The sequence below is a fragment of the Massilia sp. CCM 8734 genome, from assembly GCF_011682155.1.
GTDB classification, from domain to species: domain Bacteria; phylum Pseudomonadota; class Gammaproteobacteria; order Burkholderiales; family Burkholderiaceae_D; genus Telluria_A; species Telluria_A rubra.
On sequence record NZ_WHJI01000037.1, the window covers coordinates 1 to 24,357 of the forward strand.

Below are 24,357 nucleotides of genomic sequence, written 5' to 3' on the forward strand. Positions count from 1 at the left end.
CTGCGTCGCACAGGCGCTCAAGATAAACATCCAGATCAGCCAAATTTGTCATTCCCGTCTCCTGCAGTTATATAGACAGTTCAACAGTATACGCATATAATTCAATTTGTGACACAGTAAGACTAGCGGCTCCAGGACCAGGCAATCCGGGGCGGCGAGGTACTACGATCGATAAACACGTAAGCGGTGCCGTCGCTGCCAAAATTGGCTATCTCGACATAGAAGCCGTCGGCGCCCTCGTCCTGCTGGGCGAACCATGGCGCATTCGCCTTTTTCGCATTGCCAGACACCGGCAGATGGCCACCGTCCCCTTGCGCATGATTGATGCGCGTGTCGCAGCCCATTGCGTCGGCAGCGGGCATGGGGCCGTGCAAGCATAGCGACGTGCCTACTTGCATCAGGAATTCGAATGGCGCGGGTGGGTGTTGTGCGATGCCGTTGCCGCCCCACAGCGGGACGCTGCCGCTTTTGGTGCGCCGGCAGGCTTCGAAACCAAACGATTGGATGCTTTCCGGTAGCGCATCGAACTGCTCCCAGTCAAAAAACGCCTCCGTCAAGCTCTCTGCAATCCCGTCTTCCTGTTCGGTCCAGCCAGTTATCCACAGTTCGCCATTGAGCGCAATCCCTTCCCTGTTTTCGGATGGCGCCGGGGCCTCCGTCAGGCCTTGCGTGAGTTCGGCTTGCTTGACGATCATGCCGGCGGTGCAGCCCGCTTGAAAGTCATAGCTGCTGCAGCCGCCTTCCGGGCATTGGAACAGGTGCAGCACATCCGCTTCGTCTCCGAGCACCAGGGCCGGGGGCGCGTGGGGAAGCTGTGCCAGCAATGCCATGGGCGTGCCGCATTCCCTGCAGCCTGGCCATTGCTGTATCGGAAATCCCCACGGCTTCCCGCCGAACTTGGGCTGCAACTTTTGCTGTGGTGGAAGAAGCGTAGCAACAGCCAGCTCAGGGATGTAAAATTTCATTCGATTCTCTTGGATGTAGGCATGATATTGCTGTGCTAAACCGGGCTTGTGGCGATGCTCTTAACACCTTGTTCAATCCGTATGAAACTCGCTGGCCGAGGCAAACAAATCCCACGACGCGATGAACAGCGCCGCCACCACCGGGCCGATCACGAAGCCATTCAAGCCGAACAGCGCCATGCCGCCCACGGTGGAGAGCAGCACCACATAGTCGGGCATCTTGGTATCCTTGCCGACCAAAATCGGGCGCAGGATGTTGTCGACCAGGCCGATCACGATCACGCCGAAGGCGATCAGGGTGACCCCTTCCCACACCGACCCCGTGACCAGGAAATACACCGCCACCGGCGCCCACACCAGCGCCGCGCCGATGGCCGGCAGCAGCGACAGGAAGGCCATCACCACGCCCCACAGCACCGGCGCCTGCACGTCCAGGAACCAGAAAATCATCCCGCCCAGCGCACCCTGCGCAATCGCCACCAGGATGTTGCCCTTGACGGTAGCGCGGGTCACGGCGGTGAAGTTGTTGAACAGGCGCTGCTTGTACTTGCGGCTCAGCGGCACGGCGCCGCGGATGCGCGCCGCCAGCGATTGCCCGTCGCGCAGCAGGAAATACAGCAGGTACAGCATGATACACATGCTGACCATCAGGTCGAAGGTATAGCTGCCCACGTGGATCGCCTGGCGCGCCACGGTCTGGCTGACCTGCGAGGCGCCTTCCGTCATTTTCTGCTGCAACTTCGACAGGGTGCTCAGGTCGAAGCGTTCCAGCAGGCTAACCGCCCACTGCGGCAGCGCGCTCATGATTTTCTTGAAGTAGGTGCCCACGCTCAGGTCGCCCGAGCGCACCATCTCGTACACAGTGGCGGCCTGGTCGACCAGCGACACCGCGATCAGGGCCAGCGGCAAGATCACCATCACCACGATCGACAGCAAGGTCAGCAAGGCCGCCAGGTTCGGTTTGTTATTGGTTTTCTTGAGCAGCCAGCGGTTCAGTGGCGCGAACAGGATCGCCAGCACCACGCCCCAGAACACGGCGCCGGCATACGGCGCCAGGATCGAGCCGAAGCCGATGGTAACCACGGCGAGAAGAAGCAGAAACGATTTTTGCTGGAGCGTGAACTGTTGCATAGGATGTTGGCGATGTGAATTCGATAATGATTGTAGCCCCATCATAATCGATCCCATGACCGAGGTGCGTGCGTTGGGATACGCAAGCGCAACGGCTATGGGCCGGCGTTCGCATCGCTGATAGAATACGAGCTACTTTTTGGCGCGCACATGACCTCACTCCACATCAAAAAACTCACCACCGCGATCCTGTTCGCCCCGTTGCTGGCCATGGCGGCGGCGCCTGTCACCGGGATCGACGCCCGCCACGGCAGGGTGGAGGTGACGGCGGGTGCGCAAGGCGCCGATCTGATCGTCGCCGGCAAGAACGTCGCCACCATCGGCGCCAGCGGCGCAAGCTTGTCGGCCGTCGCGTCCACGGACGAGCGCGACTATGTGCTGGTACAAGCGCGCCGCGCCGGCACGAGCTGCAAGCACGCTTATCTGCTGCTGGAACTATCAAGCGGCGCTCCCAGGCTGTCCAAGGAATTCGGAAGCTGCCGCGAGCTTGCCGGCAGCGGCATGGCCGGGGCCGAGCCGGTAGTGCATCTGAACAACCGGGCCGACCCGCAAGCCGCCGTGGAAAGTTATCAGTGGAAGGATGGCGAGGTGATCATGGCATTCGAATCGCCGAGCCTGTGCAGCGCGAACGGCTTCCTGGCCCAGAAAAACGCCGAGCCCTCGAGCGCGCCGCAGGCCGGCCGCGTTGCGGGCGGCGGGCGCCTGCAATTCCTGAGCGCGCCCGATCCCGTCTGCGCCATGCCTGGCGTGTTCGTGGTGCCCGGCGATCACCTGACCACCAGCTTGCGTTCCGGTGCGTTCGTGTATGCCAACTACACCAATCCCAAAAGTGGACGAAAAGTCCAGGGATGGGTCCCGCGCGCACGCCTGGCGGACAACTGATGCCGCAGATCGATGCGCACGCCGCCAGGCCGGTCGGAAAGTTATTGCCGGCCGATCTGCGTTCCTGCCCTGTCTGGCAGTGGGCGATGGATGAGATCGACACGGACGGGCAGGATGAAACGTGGGTCCGGCCCACTGCCCACAGCGTTGTGCCGGCATCGGCATGCGATCATTATCTCGTGTCGGCTGTCGCCATTCTTCGCGATGGCACCGAGATCCCCGCCTGTGTCGAGGTCATCATCAACGGGCCGCGCAAAAGTTTTCACCCTGCGTTCGTGTATCTGATTGACCGCCAATTACCGTTCGCGTCTCACGCCACAGACAAGCTGCTCAGTCGCTACACGAAAGCCGCCAATAACCATCCTCGGAAATGGGTGCTCGATGTCGTCATCGAGGGCGAACGCCGACAGCGCACGGGGCGGGCGAGATCGCGTGCGTTTGCCATTGTCCTGGCATGCTTCGACCTCCTCTGGACACGGCACATGAAGAAACAGCAAGCACGCAATCGCGGGCAAGGATAGTGCCGCCCGCCGGCCCCTGAGTCACTGGCGCTTGCGTTTGGTTCACCACGCCGCCCGGATTATTGCGTGAATATTTTGATCGCAATCAACACAATGACGACCGCCAAAGCGCCGGTCACGATGCGCTTCCATCCTTCGCGGGTGGCCGCGATCGGGCGCAGCAGGGCCGGGACGTGCTCGGCCTGGGCCTCGACCGCCGCGCGCTGGATCAACTGGTCCGCGCGCTCCTCGGCCTCGCGCAGCCGGGAGCGTTCGTCGACGTCGCGCAGCCTCGCGTGCTGCGTGAGAAAGCGTGTCCACCACGCCAGCGTGCGCGCGTTGACCAGGTGCGGCAAGGCCTCCGCCGGCGCTTCCTTGAGCTGCTCCACCAGGGCGCGCAAGGCCCCGACCTTGGCCGCATTTTTTGCGTCTTGCCGGACTGTGGACTCGTCGAGCTCGCCCGCCAGCATGGTCAAGGCGGTGCGCGCCGGGTGCCCCGGCGCCAGCGACAGGATCGGCGCGCTCCAGGCGCGTGCCAGCGCGCGCTGCATCAGCATGGCCACGTCGCCGCTTCGCTGGGCGGCGCCGCTAGTCTTCCAGCCGTAGTGCGCACCGATGGGGGCAACCAGGCGCCAGTGCGTGTCCCATTTTTCCTCGATGACGGCCACCAGCGCCGGTGCCAGTTGCTGGGTGAACCCGGGTGCATCCCATTGGTGCTCGCGCAATAGTTCCCCGAAGCCAGCCGCGCGCGCGCCCGCGTCAATGGCGTGCAACTGCTCGCACAACTGGTGCGCCATGCGCGCCAGGGTGGCGCTGTCGAAGATCGGCGCGGGCCGCTTGAAGTACGGCGTGACCGGGCGCGGGCCGGGTTGGTGACGCTGCCCGGCTTGCTGCGCGATCTCGGCGTCGGTTTCGAGCCGCACAGTCAGGATCAGCGGCCCCGCCACCGGGTGCTCGAGCGCCAGCGCGGGCAGGGGCGCGCGGCCGCCGTGGCGCTGCGCCTGGCCTGCGGGCGCCGGCGGCGCGCCAGGCCCGCGCGCCGGCCGCTCCAGCGCGCCGAGGTCGGGAAACCCCCCGGCCGCTGGCGCTGCGTGCGCGCCAGCGTCGCCCTCCCACGCGGCCGTGGCCGGCAGAGGGTTGACGATGCTGTCGGCCATCGACAGCGCCCGCTCGTAGGCTTCGCGCAGGACCTGGAAACCCTGCGGGTCGTCTTCCGGATTGGTCAGCTTCAGGCGCGCGGCGTAGGCCAGTTTGATGGCGCGGCGCTCGCGCGTGGGCTCGATGCCGAGTATGGTCCACATGCTCATAGCAAGGCACTCGTGTCAAATTGCAGTAAGGCTTCGCCCAGGATCTGGACCGCCCTGGCGATCTCGCGCGGGTTCTGGCGCGCCACGATGGTGTCGAACTGGTCGACGCGCTCGCCGATCCAGGCGCGCCGCTGGCCCAGGCTTTGTTCGTACAGCCGCTTCATGCGTTCCTGCAGGGCTTGCACCTCGGCCCATTCGCGCGGAGGCACCTTGAGGCGGGCGATCGCCGCCAGGCTGAGCGCGATGTCATCGGGCGACATCGCGCCCGGGCTTTGCTCGATCAGCAGGGTGCGTACCAGGCCGGTCGCGCGCACGGTCGCTTCCACTTCGAGCAAGCCGTTGATGTCGTAGGTAAAGCGCACGTCGACTTCCTTGTCCGCCGAGCTCTGCGCGGGCAGCGGCACCGACAGCGAACCGAGCTCGATATTGTCGCTGGTGTCCCGGCTTTCGCCCTGGAACACCTTGATCCGCACCGACGTCTGCTCGCGGCTGGTCGGGCCGTAGGTTTCGCAGCGGCTGGCGGGAATCGTCGTATTGCGTTCGATGATGGGCGAGAACACCCCGTCGCGGTAGCGGTTGGTGTCGTACTGCTGGCAGGTTTCAATGCCCAGGGTGTAGGGACAGACGTCGGTCATGACCACGTCCTTGAGGGCCGCGTCGCGCGCTTTCAGGCCGGCTTGCACGGCCGCGCCCATCACGATCGCTTCGTCGGGATTGATGTCGCGGCTGGGAAAGCGCCCGAACAGGCGCGCCAGCATGCGGTACACGATGCTCATGCGGGTCGCGCCGCCGACCATCACGATGCGGTCCAGGTCGGACGGCATCAAGCCCGCATCGCGCAAGGTGCGTTCGAGCGGGGCCGCCAGGCGCGCCAGCAAGGGCGCGCACAGGGTTTCGTAGTCGGCCGTGCTGACGTCCCAGCGCAGTTCGCGCTCGTGCGGCTGGAAGCGGAAGGTGGCCAGGTCGTGGCCCGACAGCGCGCGCTTGACCCGTTCGGCTTCGATGCGCAGCCCGGCGTGCTGGGCCGGGGTCAGTTCTTCGCTGCGCAGGCCGGCGTCGCGCCCGACGTGCTCGATAAAGCCTTTGACCAGCGCGTCGGTAAAGTCTTCGCCGCCAAGAAAATTGTCGCCGGCGGTGGCGCGCACTTCCATGACGCCGGCAAACAGTTCCAGGATCGACACGTCGAAGGTGCCGCCACCCAGGTCGAACACCAGATATTGCGATTCGAGCGGCGCGTTGTGCAAGCCGTAGGCGAGGGCGGCGGCGGTCGGTTCGTTGAGCAGGCGCTCGACTTTCAGGCCGGCCAGTTCACCGGCGATGCGCGTGGCCTTGCGCTGGATATCGTTAAAGTAGGCGGGCACGGTGATCACCGCTTCGTGCACCGGTTCGCCGAGGAAGGCTTCGGCGTCGGCCACCAGCGACTTGAGCACCAGCGCCGACAATTCCTCCGGGCGAAACTCGCGCGTGCCGAGGCGGATCCGCCGGTCGGTGCCCATGGTGCGCTTGAAGGCGGCGGCCGACAGGGACGGATTGGTCAGCAGGCGGTCGCGCGCCGGCAGGCCGACCAGGATGGCGCCGTCGTCGGCCAGGCTGACGCAGGAGGGCGTGAGCACATGCCCGAGCGCGTTCGGAATGAGCTCGGCTTTGCCGTCGCGCCATACCGCGGCCAGGCTGTTGGTGGTTCCTAAATCGATGCCGATGATCATTGCCGGAAATCCTGGTTGGTCTTGTTCAAAATAGCGGGTGCTGGCTGCGGTCAGCTCAGATCGTCCTACATCTCGAGCAGGCCCGGTGTCCAGAAGCGCCGTGGCAGGATCATCGCCACGCCGGGGACGTCGTCGTGGATGAGCAGGGGATAGAACGGCTGGCACAGCCGCTCGCCCTGCAAATGTTTGCGCGGATAGATGATCGCCGAGGTGCAGATATCGTCGCTGGAAATGCTGTACGGCATGCGCAAACCGAAGACGCTGACATGTTCTTCTGTCAGGAAATCGGAAAAGAACGACAGCCTCGGATCCGACAGGCGGCAACCCTTGACCTTGACGAAGCGGCTGGTGGCCTGACGCAACTGTTCCGGCGGCACGATGCCATGCGGGTCGTACATGATCTGGCCCAGGCAGTCCTCCCTGCCGGGTTCGAAAATGGCATAGTTGGCCTGCACCGTCACGCCCCATACCACCCGGCCACCCCGGAACAGGGTGCGGTAGTTGTCGTACCAGTGTTCAAAGGTGTTACCGGCAATCCAGTCCGGCCGCGCCAGATCGAGATAGTGCATGCCCAGCGGCGGCAGCGCATCGATCATCTGCTGGATCAGCGGCATTTCGTCGTTGATCTGGCGCGGCCGGCCCGCCTGCACCGTCGCCGCCAGGTCCGTGAGCGCGCTGCGGAACTGCTGGGAAGTTTCTCCGCGAAACAGACGGCCCAGGATCAGCTCGACCGGCAGGAAGGGCGCCGCCTCGGCGCCGCCGTTGAACTCGGCGACCAGGGCGGGATAGGGCGTGGCGGCCAGCCTGGCGCGCCTCGGGTATTTTTTGTGCCATTGATCGCAGGTATACCAGTCGACCCAGGAGGCGGACGCCTTGGCGACGACCTTGCCGCAGTACGCCGCCAGGCAGTGAAGAAAATTCAGGTTGGCGCGGCGGTCGAGGAAGTCGCTTTCCGGCATGCCGAGGGACGCGGCCGCCTGTCCCAGGAAATCGTCGATGCGCAGCAGGCTGGGCACGCTGAAGTCCAGCTCCAGCTGGTAAAGCGCGTCGCGAAATGCGAGGCCGTCGGCAAACGGGTAACGCTCGACCAGCGCATCGAGGTAGTGGTTGATCTCGTTGTTGCAGTCGGCCTGGGTGCTGGCCGGATCGAGCGTGGCGGCGCGCAAGGGCAGTGGCGCCGAACTAGCCTCGAACTCGGCCTGGCTGGGCACGCCGGTCTTGTCGTATTCCAGGGCGCGCATCCATTCGCGCCTGCCGAGGCTGCCCAAGACGGCGCGAAAAGCTTGCAATATCTCGTCCAGCAGCGCCGCGCTGGCGTCGGGGCACTCGGTCGCGCGCAGCATGCCGGCGAAAAAACGCCCGGCGCTCGCCTTGGTGGCATACGGCAGCAGCAGGACCACGCCGTCGAGTTCCTGCGGGCCGCGCCCGAATTCCAGGTACAGGCCGCGCGCCGCGGTACTGTCGTTAAAGCGCGCACCGGCGCTGAACAGCATGAAACTGAGCACCGAGCCGGCTGGCAACGCATGCATGTACGCCCGCCGCTGTGGCGCGGACAGGGGAAGTTCGCCGCGCAGGGTGCTCGCCTGGCTGCGGCCGTGGCTGTCGACCTGGAAGCAGGTCAGCGGGAAGTCGGCCTCTTGCACCGTAAGGAAGGCTTGATATGCCGCTTCCGCAGCAACGTGCAGCGTGTCATGTACCGCTTGTGCGAGCGCCATGTGGGTCGTTCCTTGCAGTTGGCGACGCCGCGAACGGGCCGGAAAGTTGGTTTTTGGTTTGTGTGTATGCCTTGAGGCAATATATTATCAGTCAATCGTGTATTGACCAATGGATTGGCACTGCTTGGTGGAATTTGTACGTATCATAGTGGCAACGGCGCCACAACGAGGAAAGCATGACCACTGAGAACACTACTTGCCCGCCCGAGCAACGCTTGCCACCCGAGGCGGCCCCTGAACGTACGTCACCCAGCGGGCACTGCACCATGAATCGACTCTCCCGCGCACTTGAATCGCTTGACGGCCTGTCGGTCGGCGATGCGTTCGGCCAGTGCTTTTTCCAGCTGGTCGATCCGGACGCCGACGTGGCCGAACGCCGCTTGCCGCCATCGCCGTGGCATTACACCGACGATACCGAGATGTCGCTGTCGATCCTGGCCGTGCTGGCGCGCCGTGGCCATGTCGACCAGGACCTCCTGGCCGCCAGCCTGGCCGCGCACTACGATTACGACCGCGCCTACGGCCCGTCGATGCATCGGGTACTGGCCCGCATTCGCGAGGGCGAGGATTGGCGCGCGGTCGCCGGCAGCACCTTCGAAGGGCAGGGCTCGTGGGGCAATGGCGCGGCCATGCGCGCGGCGCCGCTGGGCGCTTTCTTCGCCGACGATCTGGCGCAGGCCGCTGCGCAGGCGGCGCTGTCGGCACAAGTGACGCACGCGCACACCGAAGGCGTGGCCGGCGCCGTGGCTGTGGCGCTGGCCGCCGCGCAGGCGAGCCGTCTGCGCGGATGCGCCGCGCTGCCGACGTCACGCGATTTTCTTGAGGGCGTGCTGGCGCTGCTGCCGCCGGGCGAGGTGCGTTCGCGCATCGTGCGGGCGCAGTCGATCGGCAGCGTCAAATCAGTGCAGTTCGCGGTGTCGATTCTTGGCAACGGCGTCGGCATGTCGGCGCAAGACACCGTGCCGTTTGCGCTGTGGTGCTGCAGTCACCATCTGGATAACTATGAAGAGGCGCTGTGGCTGGCCGTCAGCGCGGGCGGCGACCGCGATACCATCTGCGCCATCGTGGGCGGCATCGTGACCTGCTGCGCCGGTGCGGCAGCCATTCCGCAGGAGTGGAAAGGGCGCCATGAGCCACTGCCGACCTGGCATCTGCCAAGCGGATCGGACGGCATGACCATCACGCCCCCATCGTCCTGCTGAAAAACACCGTCGGCTGCCCGCTGCGAATGCGGTACAGCTGCGCCGGACGATTGCTGCCATGGCGCTGCTTGCCGGTGATTTCTTCCAGAAAGTCGCCTTCCTTCACGCGCTTGCGAAAGGCGCTTTTATCGATTGGCCGCCCCAGCACGATTTCATACACGCGCTGTAAATCGGAGAGGGTGAATTCCGGCGCCAGCAGGTGTGCCGGCAGCGAGGTGTATTCGACCTTGTTGCGCAACCGCTGGACTGCCGTGGCCAGGATCACGCCGTGATCGAACGCCAGGTCCATGTCCACCCCGGTCGCGCCGACCGGATGCCAGGAGGCGGCGTCGGCTCCCGCTCCGTGCTGCAATTCGATATGGCTTGATCCAATCAGTGCAAAATAGGCGAACGTGGCCGACCAGCCGCGCGGATCGCGCGTGCTGCTGCCGAATCCCTGCAATTGCTCAAGATAGGGCGCCGTCACCCCGGTCTTTTCGCGCAGCTTGCGCAAGGCCGTTCCGTCCAGGTCCGGGTCGTTACGGATATCGATAAACCCGCCGGGCAGCGCCCATTGCCCTTTGGCCGGATGGGCGCCACGGTGCACCAGCAGCACCTGCAAGGCTTGCTCGCGCACCGTGAAAATCACCAGGTCGACGCTGGTCAATGGCACATCGAATGCGTGGACGTTGTAGCTGGCGAGATATTCCTGTTCAGTGAGATCGGCGTTACCCATCGTGTCCTCGTTGTCGTGAACGCGGATTCTATCACTTTCGCGGCGTTAGTTAAAAATTACAACTAAGTTAGTTGCATTTCTCCACTAAGTCATTTATGCTGGAGCGATGCAAATCAATGGCAACCATAATAAGAAGGAACAGCAATGAGTATCAATCGAGATCGTCGCGCATCGATTGCGCAAGAAACCCTGGCGGTCATGGAACGGGGGAAGTTACCAGAATGGGCGCGGGGAGGAGGTGTCGATAGCCGCTGCGCAGGCGCTGGCCGTGGCGCAGTCGCGCCATTATTCGTCCGACAGCCTGGCGCAATTGAGCCAGGCGCCGGTTCGCGGCGAAGCGAGAACCACGCAGTTCGAGGTGCGCAACGAATCGAGCCTGGCCGCCGCGCGGCGCATTGTCGGCGCGGGACGCCCGGATCCGCTGTGCCTTAATTTCGCCTCGGCGAAAAACCCGGGCGGCGGTTTTCTCGGCGGCTCCGAAGCGCAGGAAGAAAACCTGGCCAAGTCGTCCGGCCTGTACGCGTGCATTGTGCAGATGACGGAGATGTACACCGCCAACCGCGCGCTGCGCTCGTGCATCTACAACGACGACATGATCTACTCGCCCAAGGTGCCGGTATTTCGCGACGATGCGTATGGGTTTCTCGACGCGCCTTATGTGGCCAGTTTCGTCACCGCGCCCGCCGTCAACCGCGGCGCGCTGGCGCGCAATGAACCGGAACGCATGCCGGATGTGGAAGCGTGCATGCTGCGGCGGATCGACAAGCTGCTGGCGCTGGCCCTGCATCACGGCCACACCGACCTGATTCTCGGCGCGTGGGGTTGCGGCGTGTTCGGCAACCTGCCCAGTGAAATGGCGGGCTGGTTTGGCGCGCAGTTGCTGCATAACCCGCGTTACCAGAATGCGTTCAGCCACGTCACGTTTGCGGTGCTCGACCGAAGCGATCGCGGCACCTTCGCCGCATTCGATGAGGTATTCGGCAGGCTGTAAGATGGCGGCATGCGTGCCATGCGCATGTCAGCCTGATCGGAAACTTTGATCATTCGGCCGCAATCTGGTAAAACCATGCTCCGCGTATCCTGCCGGTTCCCGGCCGCACGCATATGTATAAAACAAGGAGCGTCATGCCGAAGTCCCATACCCCCATTCGCACCGTCCGTGCCGCCGTCGCGCTGGCCATGCTGTCGCTGTGCGCCGCTGTTTCCGCCGCCGAACCTGCGTGGGTCACCAAAAGTAATGCCAATGCCAAGCTGGTACTGAACGTCATGGCCAAGTACGAGCCCGAAAGCGCCAGCGGCTTGGGCGTCGACGGTTACGACGAGCAGATTAGCGACCTCTCGCGCGATCACTTCGAGCAGACCAATAAAGATACCCGCGCCGTCATCGCCGAACTGCAAAAACGCCGCAAAACCGAAACCGACGCCAAGATCCGCCAGGATATCGATATCCTGATCGGCAGCGCCGAAGACCAGCTGCGCGCGGCCAGTCTCGATCGTAAATACTTTGTGCCGTTCGATAACCTGGCCGCGCAGCTGTTTGGCGTGGTGCGCCAGACGCTCGATCCGCGCATTCCCAAAGAACGCCAGAAGTCCCTGCTGGTGCGCCTGCAGAAATACGCCGGCCTGGCCAAGGGCTATCGCCCGGCCACCGAACTGGCGGCCGAGCGCCTGCAGGAACGCCTGAAAGCGAACAAAACCCTGATCGGTCCTTTCAAGGATGAAGTGGAACAGGCGATCAACGATAGCCCGACCCTGATCAAGGGGATCAAGGAGCTGCTCGCCAAAAGCGAGCTGCAAGGCTGGGAACCGAGTTTCGCCGCGCTCGAAACGCAGCTGACCGCCTACAACGAACACGTGAAAAAGCAGATCCTGCCGCGCGCCCGTAGCGACCATCGTTTACCGGCCGAGGTGTATGCGAATAACCTGCGCCAGTTCGGCGTCGATATCAGCCCGCAGGAATTGATTGCCAAGGCGCTGACCTCGTTTGCCGAAATCCGCAACCAGATGAATATCACGGCGGGCCTGATCGCGCGCGAGCGCAAACTGGCCAATCCGGATTACCGCGCCGTCATGGCCGAGCTGAAAAAACAGCAGATTGCGCCCGACCGCGTGATGCCCTTGTACGCCGACCGCCTGACCCAGATCGAAGCGGCCGTGCGCGAACAGAAAATCGTGTCGCTGCCGGAGCGCAAGGCGGTGATCCGCATGGCCAGCACGGCCGAGAGCGCCGCGCAGCCGGCGCCGCACATGAATCCGCCACGCCTGATCGGCAACACCGGCGAATACGGCGAGTTCGTCCTGACCGCCGGCATGCCGCCCGACGCCAAGGGAAAAATGCTCGCCTTCGACGACTTTACCCACGAGGCGGCAACCTGGACCCTGACCGCGCACGAAGCGCGGCCCGGCCACGAGCTGCAATTTGCCAAGATGATCGAAACCGGCGTGTCGACCGCGCGCGCGGTGTTTGCGTTTAACAGCGTCAACGTCGAGGGCTGGGCCTTGTACGCGGAAGCCGAAATGCAACCGTACGAGCCGCTCGACGGCCAGTTGTTTGCGCTGCAAGCGCGCATGCATCGCGCCGCCCGCGCCTTCCTCGATCCGATGGTGAACCTGGGCGAGATCACGCCCGAGGGCGTGAAAGCCTTTCTGATGGACGAGGTCGGTTTGTCTGAGGGCATGGCGACCCAGGAAATGCAGCGCTACACCTTCCGCGCGCCGGGCCAGGCGACCTCGTATTTCTACGGCTACCAGCGCCTGATGGAAACGCGCCAGGCGGCCGAGGTGGCTTTGCGCCGCAAGTTCAACCGCCAGGCCTTCAACGACTTCGTGCTGGCGCAGGGGCTGGTGCCGCCGACCTTGCTGCGCCAGGCCGTGCTGCAGGAATTCGTCCCGGCCCAGCGTTAACGCGCAGCGGCACGCAATGTGCCGCATAACAACACTCCTTGACGATATCGCACGCGGCGGGCTTACAATCGTTCGCATCGGTTCGCCCCCTGAACGTTCGTCAAGGAGATTGTCGTGATGTTTTCCCATCTGAAAATTGGTGCGCGCCTGGCAATCGGGTTCGGCTTGACGATTTGCCTCCTGCTGGTGATGTCGCTGCTCGGCATCAACCGCATCCGCTACACCAGTTCCCTGACCGACCATATCGTCAACGACCGCTACGTGCAGGTCGAACTGACCAATGTGATGCGCAGCTACGCCAACCGTGGCGCGCAGTCGCTGCGCAACGCCATGCTGGCGCCCGATCCGGCCCAGGCCAAAGCCTTGTTGAGCAGCATGCTCGACGCCGACCGCACCGGCGCCGAGGCAGCCGCCAAGCTGGGAGCGATGATGCTCTCCGACGAGGCTAAACAATTGTTCCAGGACCAGGCCAAGGCCTTCGATGCCTATTTCCAGCTGCGTTCGCAAGCGGTCAAACTGTTCGAGGAGGGCGGGCGCGAGGGCGCCGTGCCCTATCTGTTCAAGGATGTCATTCCAGTGCAGAACGCCTACTTCGGGCGGCTTGACGCGGTCCTCAAGTACCAGACGGGCCTGATGGCGCGCGATGGCAAGGAGGCGGCGGATGCGTCGAGCTCGGCCGCAATGTTGATGTTGCTGCTGCTGGCGTTGGCGACCGCGGTATCGGCGCTGGCGGGCTGGCTGATCACGCGCTCGGTGACCGTTCCCATCGGCGAGGCGGTGGCGCTGGCCGAGACGGTGGCGCGCGGCGACCTGACCACCCGCATCGTCGTCACCCGCCAGGATGAAACCGGGCGCCTGCTCAGCGCCCTCAAAGACATGGTCGAGAGCCTGACCCGCACCGTCGGCGCGGTGCGCAGCGGCACCGATACGATCACCACCGCCTCGACGGAAATCGCGGCCGGCAACATGGACCTGGCCTCGCGCACCGAAAACCAGGCCGCCAGCCTGGAAGAAACCGCCTCGTCGATGGAAGAACTGACCTCGATCGTCAAGCAAAACGCCGACAACGCGCGCCAGGCCAACACCTTGGTGGTTTCCGCCGCCGAGCACGCCAACAAGGGTGGCCGGGTGGTCAGCGACGTGGTCGGAACGATGGGTGCGATTCGCGAAAGTTCGGGCAAGATCGTCGATATTATCAGTGTGATCGATGGCATTGCGTTCCAGACCAATATCCTGGCCCTGAACGCGGCGGTCGAGGCGGCCCGTGCCGGCGAGCAGGGGCGCGGCTTTGCGGTGGTGGCGTCCGAAGTGCGCAACCTGGCGCAGCGCTCGGCCAGCGCGGCCAAGGAAATCAAGGCGTTGATCGACGATTCGGTGGGCAAGGTCGAGACCGGTAGCGAGCTGGTGACTCAGGCCGGCGCGACCATGGACCAAATCATGGGCTCGGTGCGCCAGGTGGCCGACATCATGGGCGAGATCGCCGCCGCCAGCGCCGAGCAGAGCGCCGGGATCAACCAGGTGAATGGGGCGATCGTGGCGATGGACAATGCCACGCAACAAAACGCGGCGCTGGTCGAGCAGGCCGCCGCGGCGGCGGCGAGCATGCAGAGCCAGGCCGTGCAGCTGGCCGAGGCGGTCAGCGTGTTCAAGCTGCATGGCGACGAGGTGGCCGCCACAGGCACGACCCTGGCGCTGCGCACGCCGGCGCGCGCCAGGGTGGCGCCTGCGGCGGCGGCCAGGCCGGCCGCCAAGCCAGCCGCCCGGCTCGCCGGCGCCGCTCCGAAGCCCGCGCCCAAGCCGGTTCCCAAGGCGGCCGCCGATGCCGACGCGTGGGAAGAGTTCTAGGAGTCTAAGTCTCGCCTGCGCCGCTGCCGATCTTGGCGTCCAGGCCAGTCGGGATCAGGTCCAGTCCGGCCTCGAAGCGGGCATCGATCCCGACGTCCTCAACACCGTCGCCCCCGCGCAGGCGGGGGCCCAAGTACGTCATTGCGTCGCCGGCGGCGGGAACGATGGGATGGCGCCCAGTCAGGCCAGCTTTGCGTCGCCCTCGTCCGCATGGCGTGCCAGGGCGTCGTGAAGAGGGAGGTTGGCGTCATGCACGGTGGCATAGTGCACATTAGCAGCAATGAGGCGCTTGGCCTCGGCAAGCGTCATTCCATACGAGCTACGAACGGCCACGATTGCTGCTGCAATCGCGCATCGCTGCGAGATCAACAGGCCAATCATGTCGTCCGGCAGCATTCCGTTTGCCGCCAGGGCCTTGAGGGTGTCGTTCGAGGTGTCATCGAGCCGATGTCGCTTTGCCATCATCGCCGGCATTCCCTGCTCATTCGGCCAGTTGCAGGCGTTGTTGGTGCCGGACGACCCAGTCGACTTGCTCCGCCGTGTCGGGCACCTGGACGCCGCGCGCCGTCGACACCAGCTTGAACGCCGCATCGGGCGTATGCCCATGCCGCACCAGCACGGCGGCGGCCAGCAAGCCGGTACGCCCGATTCCCGCGCGGCAATGAATCACCGTATGCGCACCATCGTCGATCCGTTGGGCGATCTCCCGCACCAGTGCAAACACGCCGGGTGAGGCCGGCAGGCCGCGGTCGGCAATCGGGAACGACGTGAACGCGATCCCGTTGGCCGCGCACAGCGCGGGCGCTTCGGTCAAACCCAGTTCGCGGATTTCGTGCCGCTCAAGCAAGGACACCATTTCCGTTACGCCATGTCTGGCGATCCCGGAAAACTCGTCTTCAATCCATTCGCCCGCGACCGGTTTGGCCATCACTGCCAGCCATCCCCGGCCAATGTTGGCGACTTTGTACATGTCCGGCCCCATTTTTCCCTTTGTTATTCCATCAATGTGCATTGAGGCGATGGCGCTTTACTCGCCGTCGCCTTCGTCAAGCGCGACAGAGGCCTTGCTTTTCGCGATCCCAGGCGAGCGCAGCGGGCGGCGCCGGCGTGCCGCGCGCGCCGCCCGCACCCCGTCCAGCCAGTCGCGTCCGGACCCGGCCAGCGCCGCGTCGATCACCTCTTGCGGCAGGCAATACACCGACGCCCAGCCGGCCCGGCCATCGGCCGTGTTGGTCGGAAAATCCCTGCGCTCGATCGGCCAGCCGTACTTGCGGATCAGCGCCCGGATCACCGTGCTCAAGCTTTGCTTTCTTTGGTCGAAAATACTCTCAATCCCTGTCATGTCGTCGGACGCCAGCAACACTGCCAGCACATCGGCGCGCAGGGTGCCTGGCATTTTGGGATAACGGAATGGTTTGTCGCTGGCGCTGCTGGTGCTTCTGGTAATCACTATTACGTCCTGTCGGGCCGGGTGGTCGAAACGATATTGACGATGATAACGCGCTATGTGGGGTAACGGACAGAACAAATATTCCTTCTGGGGGATAACGTAAGCAGCGTAGAATCAATTGTACGGAGTGCCGCCATGAAAACATCTTCTCTTGCCATTGTTGCCTTATGCGCCTGCGCAGCGGGAGCACAAGCCCAGACCCAGACACAAACGTCCGTGTACCGGGCCGCCATTGCCGGGACCGAGGCCAAGCACGGCCTGTCCCTGGTCGATGTCAGCGACCTGTTCGAACCGGGCAGTCCGGAGACCGCCACCAGGGTGTTCGGCTATCCGGGCAAGCGCATGGGCTTGCAGGATATGACCGAGCCGCGCGGCATTGCGCTCAGTAACTTCGAGCGCGACCGCCAGAACAGCCGCGCCTGGGGCTTGTCGGTTGGCGTTTCCGACGGACCGGTCACCCTGCGCCTCGCGCACCAGAACAAAAGCGTTGCCAAAGTGGCGCCCTCGACCGCCCTCGGCGTGCGCATGGATGCCAAGAATTCCATCGCCGCCGCCAATGTCGACCTGGGCCGCATGAAGGCGTACGCCGCCTACAGCGCCAACCGCGGCTGGGGCAACTCGCCTTTGTGGAATCCCGACAATCCGTACGGCGCCGCCATGGCCAGCACGCCATCGACCGACAGCCGCGACGTCCTGGTCGGCGTTGCCGTGCCGATGCGCGCCATGACCTACCTGGTCTCGTTCGTGCGCAAGAACGACCGCGACCGCGCCAACCGCGATGTCGATATGCTGGCCTTCGGCGCCACCTATCAAATTTCGCGCCGCACCGATTTCTATACCGCCTACTCGCTGGTGAAACACCGCACCGGTCCCGGCTACATGGCCATGACCGCGCCCGACGGCGGCAAGGGCTGGTCGGCCCTGAACGTGGGCATGCGCCACTCGTTTTAAGTCATTCCCGCCACGCGGGCCGCGCCTCCATCGCGCGGCCCCGCCCGCGCGCCGTTCAGGCCATCGCACACCTTCCTTGCGCTACCAGATGTTCGAATTCCAGCGCGCCCACCGGGCGGCTGAAGAAGTAGCCTTGTACCTCGTCGCAGCCATGCTCGCGCAGGAAGGCCAGCTGTTCGGCTGTTTCCACCCCCTCGGCAATGACTTTCAGGCGCAGGCTGTGCGCCAGGGAAATGATCGACACCACGATGGCGGCGCCGTCGGCCCCGAGCGCAATATCGGCCACGAAGGATTGGTCGATCTTTAACACATCGATCGGAAAACGGCGCAGGTACGACAGGCTGGAATAACCAGTGCCGAAATCGTCGATGGCAATGTGCACGCCCAGCTCCTTGAGCCTGCGCAGGATGGTAATGGCGCTGTCGACGTCGTTCATGACCATGCTTTCGGTCAATTCCAGCTCCAGGTAGCGCGCCGCCAGTCCGCTTTCTTCCAGCGCATCGGCCACCGATTGCAGCAAGTCCTTGCCGGTGAACTGGCGCGCCGACAGGTTGACCGCCATGCGCAGCTTGCCCAGCCCGGCCTTTTGCCACGCCATGTTTTGCAGGCAGGCGGTGCGGATCACCCAGGCGCCGATCGGGATGATCAGGCCCATTTCTTCGGCCAGGCCGATGAAGCTCAGCGGCGAGACCACCCCCAGCACCGGATGCTCCCAGCGCAGCAGCGCTTCCATGCCGACAATGGCGCCGCTGAGGACATCGACCTGCGGCTGGTAATGCAGCACCAGCTCGTTGCGTTCCAGTGCGTGGCGCAGGTCGGCTTCGATCCGCAGGCGCTCCAGGGTGCGCGCATTCATCGCCGGGCAATAGAACTGATAGTTGTTGCGGCCCAGTTCCTTGGCCCGGTACATGGCGATATCGGCGTGCTTGGTCAAGGTCTCGGCCGTGGCGCCGTCTTCCGGATACACCGCCACGCCCAGGCTGCACGTGACAAAAAACTCGTGCGCCTGGATCAGCAGCGGTTCGGCGATGACTTCCGTGATGCGCTGGAGCACGCGCAGGCCGGCGCCATTGCCCGGATCGCCCGGCAGCACCACCACGAATTCGTCACCGCCCATGCGCGCCACCGTGTCGGCCTCGCCCACGGCGCTTTTGAGGCGCTCGCCCAGCACGCGCAGCATGGCGTCGCCGGCTTCGTGGCCAAGCGTGTCGTTGACGAACTTGAAGCGGTCGAGGTCGACGAACACCACCCACAGCCCGGTGCCGGCGCGCGCCGCGTCGGCAATCGCACCGGACAGCCTGTCGTTGAGCAGGTGGCGGTTGGCCAACCCGGTCAGGGCGTCGTGGCCGGCCTGGTATTGCAGCTCGGCTTCGAAACGCATCACCGCGCTGATGTCGTACTGGGCCACCACGAAATGGCTGATCAGGCCGGCGTCGTCGCGCACCGGGGCGATGAACAGGTCGTTCCAGTAACCGCTGCCATCCTTGCGGTAGTTGCGCAGCACGGCGTGGCCTTCGCGCTGTTCGCGCAGGGCGGCGCTGATTTCGTCAATGTTCTGCTGGTCGTGGCCGGCGCCCTGCATCGACTTGAGGCTTTTGCCGATCACCTCGGCGGCGCTGTAGCCGGTAATCGCCTCGAACGCGGGATTGACGTACTCGACGGCGTAATCGGGGCCCTCGGCGTTGCAGATGATGACCGCGTTGGCCGACACCTCGATGACTTTTTCACGCAGGCGCAGGGCTTTTTCTGTGCGTTTGCGCAAGGCCAGGTCTTCCGACAGGCGCAGGTTGGCAAATTGCAGCGCAGCGGTGCGCTCGCCGGCCACGCGCTCGATGGTGGAGTGGCGCGACACCAGGCTGTAGATATACGCGGCCGCCAGCAGGCTCGACAGAATGCCGCCCAGCAGCGCGTACCAGGAGCCGGCGTGGCTTTCGACGAAGGAGCGCGGTTCCTGCGTCACCTCGATGAACCAGGGCTCGCCGGCTACGTGGAACACGGCGCCCACCGGTGGCGGGTGGTCGTACACCAGCCAGGCCGGCAGCAGGGCGCGGGCGCCGCCGTGCTCGGGCGGGTGCGGCGCTTTGCCGTTCGAAAACGCCAGCTGCGCCGGCTCGGCCGAGGCGGCGGCGTAGATATTGATCGACATGCCGGGCCGGTCGAGCAAGCTGGCGCGGCCGAGCAGGGTATGGATCAGGTGGTCGACCCGGAACACGGCGGCGGTTTCGCCGATCACGGCGCGCTCGCGCTGGTAAGTGCTGGCCTGCGGCGCCTGGCGCTGGTAGACGGGCGCGAGCACCAGGAAGCCCGTATGAAAGCCCCGCTGCTGCACCAGCGACAGCAGGCCGGTGGCGGTGGCGCGGCCATTGCGGCGCGAACGCGAGCGGGCGTCGTCATAGGTCAGCAGGGCCGCCGTGTCGAGCCCGAGCGCGGCGCTGTTGCCCTCGGCCGGTTCGATGTACTCGACCACGTTGTAGGATGCGCGCCGCGGCGCCGGCCGCTGGCGCTCGTCGACATATTCGGTAATGGCAAAACCGGGCTCGCGCCGGCGCATGGCCGCTTCGTAGGCCGGGCGCTCGGCGTCGCTCACCAGGCGCTGGAAACTGAGGCCGTGCAGCTCGGGATAGCGTGCCAGCAAGGGCGCGGTGAAGGCATGGAATTGTTCGCGGCTGATCACGCCGACCGTGTTGAACAGCTGGTTAACCACCATCAGCTGCTCGATCGCGTCCGCCAGCCCGTCGGAGACGGCATTGATGCGCAGGCTGGCGTCCTGCTGGAAGGCCCGCGTGCGCGCCTGCGATTCGATCCGCCGCACCGAGGCGAACAGCAGCGCAGTCAGGCACAGGCCGACCAGCAGCGCAAGCGCGGCCGATACCGAAACCGAGATTCGAACCCGGCGTAATAAATTTCCCATCGGCGAACCTCCTGGGTAGACGCATCCGGATGCTTGACGATCTGGTTGGCCGGATGACCACACTATATGCTTTACGCGGTTTCGTATGTGCGGTTCCGTACGGACGGTTGTGCCCAATTGTAATAGAATTGCGCCCAAGAATGACTGCGTGATATTCTGTCGGACTAACTCAACGCAGTATTCACTGGAAGAAGGGGCAGTTTCCAATGTCCAGTAAGCACGACCCAAATCAGAACCACTTGTTGGCCGCGCTGCTCGACGCCGAATTCGACCGTCTTGCCCCGCACCTCGAACTGGTCCCCTTGCTCTTGGGCGATGTATTGTCCGAATCGGGCGACAAGTTGCATCATTTGTACTTTCCCACCAGCGCGATCGTATCCTTGCACTATTTGCTGGAAAACGGCGGCTCGTCCGAGATAGCCGGGGTCGGCAATGAAGGCGTGCTCGGCGTGTCGGTGTTCATGGGCGGCGACAGCACGCCCAGCCGCGCCGTGGTGCAGACGCGCGGGCACGCTTACCGCTTGCCGGCGGCGATCCTGATGGAAGAATTCAACCGTAGCGGCCATGTGATGCGCCTGCTGTTGCGCTACACCCAGGCCCTGCTGACGCAAATGTCGCAAACGGCCGTGTGCAACCGCCACCATTCAGTCGAGCAGCAACTGTGCCGCTGGCTCTTGCTCACGCTCGACCGCCTGCCCACCAACGAGCTGACCATGACGCAGGAACTGATCGCCAACATGCTCGGCGTACGGCGCGAGGGCGTGACCGAGGCGGCCGGACGCTTGCAGGGCTACGGCTACATCAGCTACCGGCGCGGCCACATCACGGTGCTCGACCGCGCCGGGCTGGAGCAGGACGTCTGCGAATGCTACGCGGTCGTCAAGAAGGAATTCGGACGCCTGTTGTCGGACACGCGCCACCGCCAGGGAAACCTGGCATGAGCGGTTTTCTGCAAAAAACCTCGGTCGAACGCCTGATGGTGATCGGCTTCGGCGCCACCCTGGCGGTGCTGCTGCTGGTCGGCGCCATCGCCCTGAGCTATGCGGTCGATTCGGAAGGGGCGGTCAACCTGATCAAGGCGAGCATCATCCTGCTGCTGATTTTCCTGGCGTTGCTGTTCGTGCGCGTGCAACAGGCGATCAGCCTGCGCACGGAAACTGAACGGGCCTTGCACGCGGTGCCTCTGCTCAAGTCCGGCGCGCTGCAGGATGCGATTTTCAACAGCGCCAACTTTTCCAGCATCGCCACCGACGCCCAGGGCGTGATCCAGATTTTCAACGTCGGCGCCGAGCGCATGCTGGGTTACGCCGCCGCCGAAGTGGTCGACAAGATGACCCCGGCCGATATTTCCGACCATCAGGAACTGGAATTGCGCGCGACCGAACTGAGCCACGAAATGGGCGAGCCGATCGCGACCGGCTTCGAATCGATGGTCTACAAGGCCCTGCGCGGCATCGAAGATATTTACGAGCTCACGTATGTGCGCAAGGACGGCACGCGCTTTCCGGCGCTGGTGTCGGTGACGGCGCTGCGCGACGCCACCGGCCGTGTGATCGGCTACCTGCTGATCGGCAGCGACAACACCGCCCGCAAGCAGGTCGAGGCCGAACAGGCCTTGCTCGACCAGCGCCTGCGCGACCAGCAGTTCTACACCCGCTCACTGATCGAATCGAATACCGACGCCCTGATCGCCACCGATCCGCGCGGCATCATCAGCGACGTCAACCAGCAAATGGAAGCGCTGACCGGCTGCACCCGCGACGAATTGATCGGCGCGCCGTTCAAGAGCTATTTTTCCGAGCCGGAACGGGCGCACGACGCCGTCACGCGCGTGCTGCGCGAAGGCAAGGTCACCAATGTCGAGCTGACTGCGGTGGCGCGCGACGGCACCCGGACCGTGGTGTCGTACAGTGCCAGCACGTTTTACGACCGCGACCGCAAGCTGCAGGGCGTGTTCGCCGCCGCGCGCGACGTGACCGAGCGCAAGCAGTTCGAACACGCTTTGCAGGAAACCAACGTCGAGCTGGAAAGCGCGCGCGCCACGGCCGACAAGGCTAACCGCGCCAAGTCCGAATTCCTGTCCTCGATGAGCCATGAACTGCGTACCCCGCTCAACGCCGTGCTCGGCTTTGCCCAGCTGATGGCGTCCGACGTGCCGCCGCCGGCGCCGCACCAGCAGCGCTCGATCGACCAGATCCTCAAGGGCGGCTGGTACCTGCTGCGCCTGATCAACGAAATCCTCGACCTGGCGATGGTCGAATCGGGCAAGGTGACCATGTCGCAGGAATCGATGTCGCTTGGCGACGTGCTGATCGACTGCGAAGGCATGATCAGCCCGCAGGCCGCGACCCGCAATCTGGGCCTGCATTTCCCGATCGTCGACAAGCAGCTGTTCATCCACGCCGACCGCACCCGCGTGAAACAGGTGATGATCAACCTGCTGTCGAACGCCATCAAATACAACCGCGAAGGCGGCTCGGTCAGCGTGACCTGCGACCTGGTGGCCGACGGGCGCGTGCGCGTGAGCGTGGAAGACACGGGCGCCGGCCTGGCGCCGTCGCAGGTGGCGCAGCTGTTCCAGCCGTTTAACCGCCTCGGCCAGGAAAACAGTACCGAAGAAGGCACCGGCATCGGCCTGGTGGTCACCAAGCGCCTGGTCGAACTGATGGATGGGCGCATCGGCGTCGACAGCACGGTCGGCTCTGGCACCGTGTTCTGGGTCGAGTTCGCCAGCGCGGCCGAACCGGCGCTGGCGCTGGAACACGACGACGACCTGGCGCGCGACCGCCTGGCCGCCTCGCGCACCACCGGCAAGCAGCCGACCTTGCTCTACGTGGAAGACAACCCGGCCAACCTGGCGCTGGTGGAGCAATTGATGGAGCGCCGCGGCGACCTGCAACTGCTCACCGCCGTGGACGGCTATCACGGCGTCGAAATGGCGCGCGCCTGCAAGCCGGACGTGATCCTGATGGACATCAACCTGCCCGGCATGAGCGGCTACGGCGCCCTCAAGATCCTGCGCGAAGACAAGGGCACGGCGCACATTCCCGTCGTGGCGCTGTCGGCCAACGCCATGCCGCGCGACATAGAAAAGGGACTGGAAGCCGGATTTTTCCAATACCTCACCAAGCCGATCCGCGTACGCGAATTCATGGATGCGCTCGACCTGGCCATGCGGCACGCGGCCGAACAACACGTCGTCGACCCTGTCGCACCCGGCACTACTTTGAAAGAACCACATGCTTGACCCTTCTGAAATCCTGAGCGGCAACATCCTGATCGTCGATGATCAGGAAGCGAACGTCATGCTGCTTGAACAAATGTTGCGTAACGCGGGTTACAGCAACATTTCGACGACCCAGGATCCGCGCACCGTGTGCGCCGCGCACGCCGAACACGGCTACGACCTGATTCTGCTCGACTTGCAGATGCCGGAAATGGATGGATTCGAAGTGATCGAAGGACTCAAGGAGATCGAAAAGGGCGGCTACCTGCCGGTGCTGGTGATCACCGCCCAGCCGGGGCACAAGCTGCGCGCGCTCAAGGCCGGCGCCAAGGATTTCGTCAGCAAGCCGTTCGACCTGATCGAGGTGCAGACGCGCATCCACAACATGCTGGAAGTGCGGCTGCTGTACCGTCGCCTGGCCGACTACAACCGCCAGCTGGAGCAGACGGTGCTGGAACGCACGGCCGAGCTGCGCGCCAGCGAGGCGCGTTTCCAGCGGTTTACCGAGCTGTCGTCGGACTGGTACTGGGAGCAGGATGCGCAGGGACAGCTGACCCGGTTTTCGGGGCCGGTCAGCGAGATGCTGGGGATCGGCGCGGAAGGCGAGGGCGAGGGTGGCTGGAATGCGGACGAGCGCGCCGAGTTGCAGGAAAATATCGCCAGCCGCACGCCGTTTCTCGACTTCATCTTCACGCGCACGCGCGCCGACGGCAGCGTGCAATACCTGCAGGTGAGCGGCGAGCCGATGTTCGATACCTCGAGCCGGTTCACGGGCTACCGCGGGATCGGGATGGATATCACCGAGCGCATGAAGTGGCGCCCGCCGGTGACGCCGCAGGGCTGATCCGCCGATAGACTAAGGGGCGTCAGCGCTTTGATGTGCCCATCACCGCAGAACCGCCATTCCCGCTCAGGAACGACGGTTTTGAGTTTATCGATCCGACAAA

General features: G+C 64.4%; 20 protein-coding genes. 10 read left to right on the forward strand and 10 right to left on the reverse strand.

Features of this window, described 5'->3' with window-relative positions; translation table 11 throughout:
- Nucleotides 1–122 precede the first annotated feature (122 nt).
- A complete protein-coding gene (locus F2P46_RS26705; protein ID WP_166895969.1) occupies nt 123–965 on the reverse strand; it encodes a hypothetical protein in 843 nt (280 codons plus the stop codon).
- A 72-nt stretch (nt 966–1,037) separates the two neighbouring features.
- The gene (locus F2P46_RS26710) at nt 1,038–2,096 is read right to left on the reverse strand and encodes an AI-2E family transporter (protein WP_166895971.1); all 1,059 of its coding nucleotides are present in this window, start codon (nt 2,094–2,096) and stop codon (nt 1,038–1,040) included.
- A gap of 150 nt (nt 2,097–2,246) precedes the next feature.
- On the opposite strand from F2P46_RS26710, the gene F2P46_RS26715 reads away from it, so the two are divergent.
- Together F2P46_RS26715 and F2P46_RS26720 are read left to right on the forward strand one after the other, a co-directional pair.
- Nucleotides 2,247–2,978 carry a hypothetical protein gene (locus tag F2P46_RS26715; RefSeq protein ID WP_166895973.1) on the forward strand — a complete coding sequence of 244 codons (732 nt, stop codon included), beginning with the start codon at nt 2,247–2,249 and terminating at the stop codon, nt 2,976–2,978.
- Nucleotides 2,978–3,499, forward strand: a complete 522-nt coding sequence (locus tag F2P46_RS26720) for a hypothetical protein (RefSeq protein ID WP_166895975.1) — start codon at nt 2,978–2,980, stop codon at nt 3,497–3,499. The genes F2P46_RS26715 and F2P46_RS26720 overlap by 1 nt, the downstream gene beginning before the upstream one ends.
- 59 nt (nt 3,500–3,558) lie before the next feature.
- On the opposite strand, the gene F2P46_RS26725 is transcribed toward F2P46_RS26720, so the two are convergent.
- From F2P46_RS26725 to F2P46_RS26735, 3 genes are all read right to left on the reverse strand, one after another.
- A complete protein-coding gene (locus F2P46_RS26725; protein ID WP_166895977.1) occupies nt 3,559–4,785 on the reverse strand; it encodes a hypothetical protein in 1,227 nt (408 codons plus the stop codon).
- A complete protein-coding gene (locus F2P46_RS26730) occupies nt 4,782–6,491 on the reverse strand; it encodes a molecular chaperone HscC (RefSeq protein ID WP_166895979.1) in 1,710 nt (569 codons plus the stop codon). The genes F2P46_RS26725 and F2P46_RS26730 overlap by 4 nt, the downstream gene beginning before the upstream one ends.
- 65 nt (nt 6,492–6,556) lie before the next feature.
- On the reverse strand, nt 6,557–8,206 hold the full coding sequence (locus F2P46_RS26735) for a hypothetical protein (protein WP_166895981.1): 1,650 nt from the start codon (nt 8,204–8,206) through the stop codon (nt 6,557–6,559).
- A 266-nt stretch (nt 8,207–8,472) separates the two neighbouring features.
- Here F2P46_RS26735 and F2P46_RS26740 point away from each other — a divergent pair, with 266 nt between their 5' ends.
- Nucleotides 8,473–9,408 (forward strand): ADP-ribosylglycohydrolase family protein, encoded by a 936-nt coding sequence (locus tag F2P46_RS26740; protein WP_166895983.1) that lies wholly within the window; start codon nt 8,473–8,475, stop codon nt 9,406–9,408.
- On the opposite strand, the gene F2P46_RS26745 is transcribed toward F2P46_RS26740, so the two are convergent.
- A complete protein-coding gene (locus F2P46_RS26745) occupies nt 9,386–10,123 on the reverse strand; it encodes an NUDIX domain-containing protein (RefSeq protein ID WP_166895985.1) in 738 nt (245 codons plus the stop codon). The two genes, F2P46_RS26740 and F2P46_RS26745, sit on opposite strands and share 23 nt — an antisense overlap.
- A gap of 175 nt (nt 10,124–10,298) precedes the next feature.
- Here F2P46_RS26745 and F2P46_RS26750 point away from each other — a divergent pair, with 175 nt between their 5' ends.
- The 3 genes from F2P46_RS26750 (at nt 10,299) to F2P46_RS38610 (ending at nt 14,872) form a co-directional block, all read left to right on the forward strand.
- Nucleotides 10,299–11,114, forward strand: a complete 816-nt coding sequence (locus tag F2P46_RS26750; RefSeq protein WP_229509474.1) for a TIGR02452 family protein — start codon at nt 10,299–10,301, stop codon at nt 11,112–11,114.
- A 134-nt stretch (nt 11,115–11,248) separates the two neighbouring features.
- Nucleotides 11,249–13,027, forward strand: a complete 1,779-nt coding sequence (locus F2P46_RS26755; RefSeq protein ID WP_208296786.1) for a DUF885 domain-containing protein — start codon at nt 11,249–11,251, stop codon at nt 13,025–13,027.
- Between the two features lie 117 nt (nt 13,028–13,144).
- Nucleotides 13,145–14,872 carry a methyl-accepting chemotaxis protein gene (locus F2P46_RS38610; RefSeq protein ID WP_166896113.1) on the forward strand — a complete coding sequence of 576 codons (1,728 nt, stop codon included), beginning with the start codon at nt 13,145–13,147 and terminating at the stop codon, nt 14,870–14,872.
- A 180-nt stretch (nt 14,873–15,052) separates the two neighbouring features.
- On the opposite strand, the gene F2P46_RS26765 is transcribed toward F2P46_RS38610, so the two are convergent.
- Genes F2P46_RS26765 through F2P46_RS26775 form a run of 3 tightly spaced genes read right to left on the reverse strand, consistent with a single transcriptional unit; the run spans nt 15,053 to nt 16,322 of the window.
- Nucleotides 15,053–15,346 carry a hypothetical protein gene (locus F2P46_RS26765; protein ID WP_166895987.1) on the reverse strand — a complete coding sequence of 98 codons (294 nt, stop codon included), beginning with the start codon at nt 15,344–15,346 and terminating at the stop codon, nt 15,053–15,055.
- A gap of 7 nt (nt 15,347–15,353) precedes the next feature.
- Entirely contained in the window at nt 15,354–15,842 is a 489-nt protein-coding gene (locus F2P46_RS26770; RefSeq protein WP_208296787.1) for a protein-tyrosine phosphatase family protein, read from the reverse strand.
- Between the two features lie 57 nt (nt 15,843–15,899).
- The gene (locus F2P46_RS26775; RefSeq protein WP_368737961.1) at nt 15,900–16,322 is read right to left on the reverse strand and encodes a hypothetical protein; all 423 of its coding nucleotides are present in this window, start codon (nt 16,320–16,322) and stop codon (nt 15,900–15,902) included.
- Nucleotides 16,323–16,457: 135 nt separating this feature from the next.
- Here F2P46_RS26775 and F2P46_RS26780 point away from each other — a divergent pair, with 135 nt between their 5' ends.
- Complete coding sequence (locus F2P46_RS26780) at nt 16,458–17,273, forward strand: porin (RefSeq protein WP_166895991.1); 816 nt, start codon at nt 16,458–16,460, stop codon at nt 17,271–17,273.
- Between the two features lie 55 nt (nt 17,274–17,328).
- Here F2P46_RS26780 and F2P46_RS26785 read toward each other — a convergent pair whose 3' ends face one another.
- On the reverse strand, nt 17,329–20,184 hold the full coding sequence (locus tag F2P46_RS26785; protein ID WP_166895993.1) for an EAL domain-containing protein: 2,856 nt from the start codon (nt 20,182–20,184) through the stop codon (nt 17,329–17,331).
- 206 nt (nt 20,185–20,390) lie between these two features.
- Here F2P46_RS26785 and F2P46_RS26790 point away from each other — a divergent pair, with 206 nt between their 5' ends.
- From F2P46_RS26790 to F2P46_RS26800, 3 genes are read left to right on the forward strand one after another with little or no spacing between them, the layout of a single operon-like run.
- On the forward strand, nt 20,391–21,125 hold the full coding sequence (locus F2P46_RS26790) for a Crp/Fnr family transcriptional regulator (protein ID WP_166895995.1): 735 nt from the start codon (nt 20,391–20,393) through the stop codon (nt 21,123–21,125).
- Nucleotides 21,122–23,431: a PAS domain-containing hybrid sensor histidine kinase/response regulator gene (locus tag F2P46_RS26795; RefSeq protein WP_208296788.1), complete on the forward strand. Its 2,310-nt coding sequence runs from the start codon at nt 21,122–21,124 to the stop codon at nt 23,429–23,431. Before F2P46_RS26790 ends, F2P46_RS26795 begins: the two co-directional genes overlap by 4 nt.
- A complete protein-coding gene (locus F2P46_RS26800) occupies nt 23,424–24,254 on the forward strand; it encodes a response regulator (RefSeq protein WP_166895997.1) in 831 nt (276 codons plus the stop codon). The genes F2P46_RS26795 and F2P46_RS26800 overlap by 8 nt, the downstream gene beginning before the upstream one ends.
- Nucleotides 24,255–24,357 lie beyond the last annotated feature (103 nt).

What these genes read in the sequence shown, in the direction of transcription:
- F2P46_RS26785 (WP_166895993.1), bottom strand. Translation starts at nt 20,184, where the DNA reads ATGGGAAATTTATTACGCCGGGTTCGAATCTCGGTTTCGGTATCGGCC.
- F2P46_RS26780 (WP_166895991.1), top strand. Translation starts at nt 16,458, where the DNA reads ATGAAAACATCTTCTCTTGCCATTGTTGCCTTATGCGCCTGCGCAGCG.
- F2P46_RS26770 (WP_208296787.1), bottom strand. Translation starts at nt 15,842, where the DNA reads ATGTACAAAGTCGCCAACATTGGCCGGGGATGGCTGGCAGTGATGGCC.
- F2P46_RS26755 (WP_208296786.1), top strand. Translation starts at nt 11,249, where the DNA reads ATGCCGAAGTCCCATACCCCCATTCGCACCGTCCGTGCCGCCGTCGCG.
- F2P46_RS26725 (WP_166895977.1), bottom strand. Translation starts at nt 4,785, where the DNA reads ATGAGCATGTGGACCATACTCGGCATCGAGCCCACGCGCGAGCGCCGC.
- F2P46_RS26735 (WP_166895981.1), bottom strand. Translation starts at nt 8,206, where the DNA reads ATGGCGCTCGCACAAGCGGTACATGACACGCTGCACGTTGCTGCGGAA.
- F2P46_RS26790 (WP_166895995.1), top strand. Translation starts at nt 20,391, where the DNA reads ATGTCCAGTAAGCACGACCCAAATCAGAACCACTTGTTGGCCGCGCTG.
- F2P46_RS26795 (WP_208296788.1), top strand. Translation starts at nt 21,122, where the DNA reads ATGAGCGGTTTTCTGCAAAAAACCTCGGTCGAACGCCTGATGGTGATC.
- F2P46_RS26730 (WP_166895979.1), bottom strand. Translation starts at nt 6,491, where the DNA reads ATGATCATCGGCATCGATTTAGGAACCACCAACAGCCTGGCCGCGGTA.
- F2P46_RS26800 (WP_166895997.1), top strand. Translation starts at nt 23,424, where the DNA reads ATGCTTGACCCTTCTGAAATCCTGAGCGGCAACATCCTGATCGTCGAT.
- F2P46_RS26765 (WP_166895987.1), bottom strand. Translation starts at nt 15,346, where the DNA reads ATGCCGGCGATGATGGCAAAGCGACATCGGCTCGATGACACCTCGAAC.
- F2P46_RS26745 (WP_166895985.1), bottom strand. Translation starts at nt 10,123, where the DNA reads ATGGGTAACGCCGATCTCACTGAACAGGAATATCTCGCCAGCTACAAC.
- F2P46_RS26720 (WP_166895975.1), top strand. Translation starts at nt 2,978, where the DNA reads ATGCCGCAGATCGATGCGCACGCCGCCAGGCCGGTCGGAAAGTTATTG.
- F2P46_RS38610 (WP_166896113.1), top strand. Translation starts at nt 13,145, where the DNA reads ATGTTTTCCCATCTGAAAATTGGTGCGCGCCTGGCAATCGGGTTCGGC.
- F2P46_RS26710 (WP_166895971.1), bottom strand. Translation starts at nt 2,096, where the DNA reads ATGCAACAGTTCACGCTCCAGCAAAAATCGTTTCTGCTTCTTCTCGCC.
- F2P46_RS26715 (WP_166895973.1), top strand. Translation starts at nt 2,247, where the DNA reads ATGACCTCACTCCACATCAAAAAACTCACCACCGCGATCCTGTTCGCC.
- F2P46_RS26740 (WP_166895983.1), top strand. Translation starts at nt 8,473, where the DNA reads ATGAATCGACTCTCCCGCGCACTTGAATCGCTTGACGGCCTGTCGGTC.
- F2P46_RS26705 (WP_166895969.1), bottom strand. Translation starts at nt 965, where the DNA reads ATGAAATTTTACATCCCTGAGCTGGCTGTTGCTACGCTTCTTCCACCA.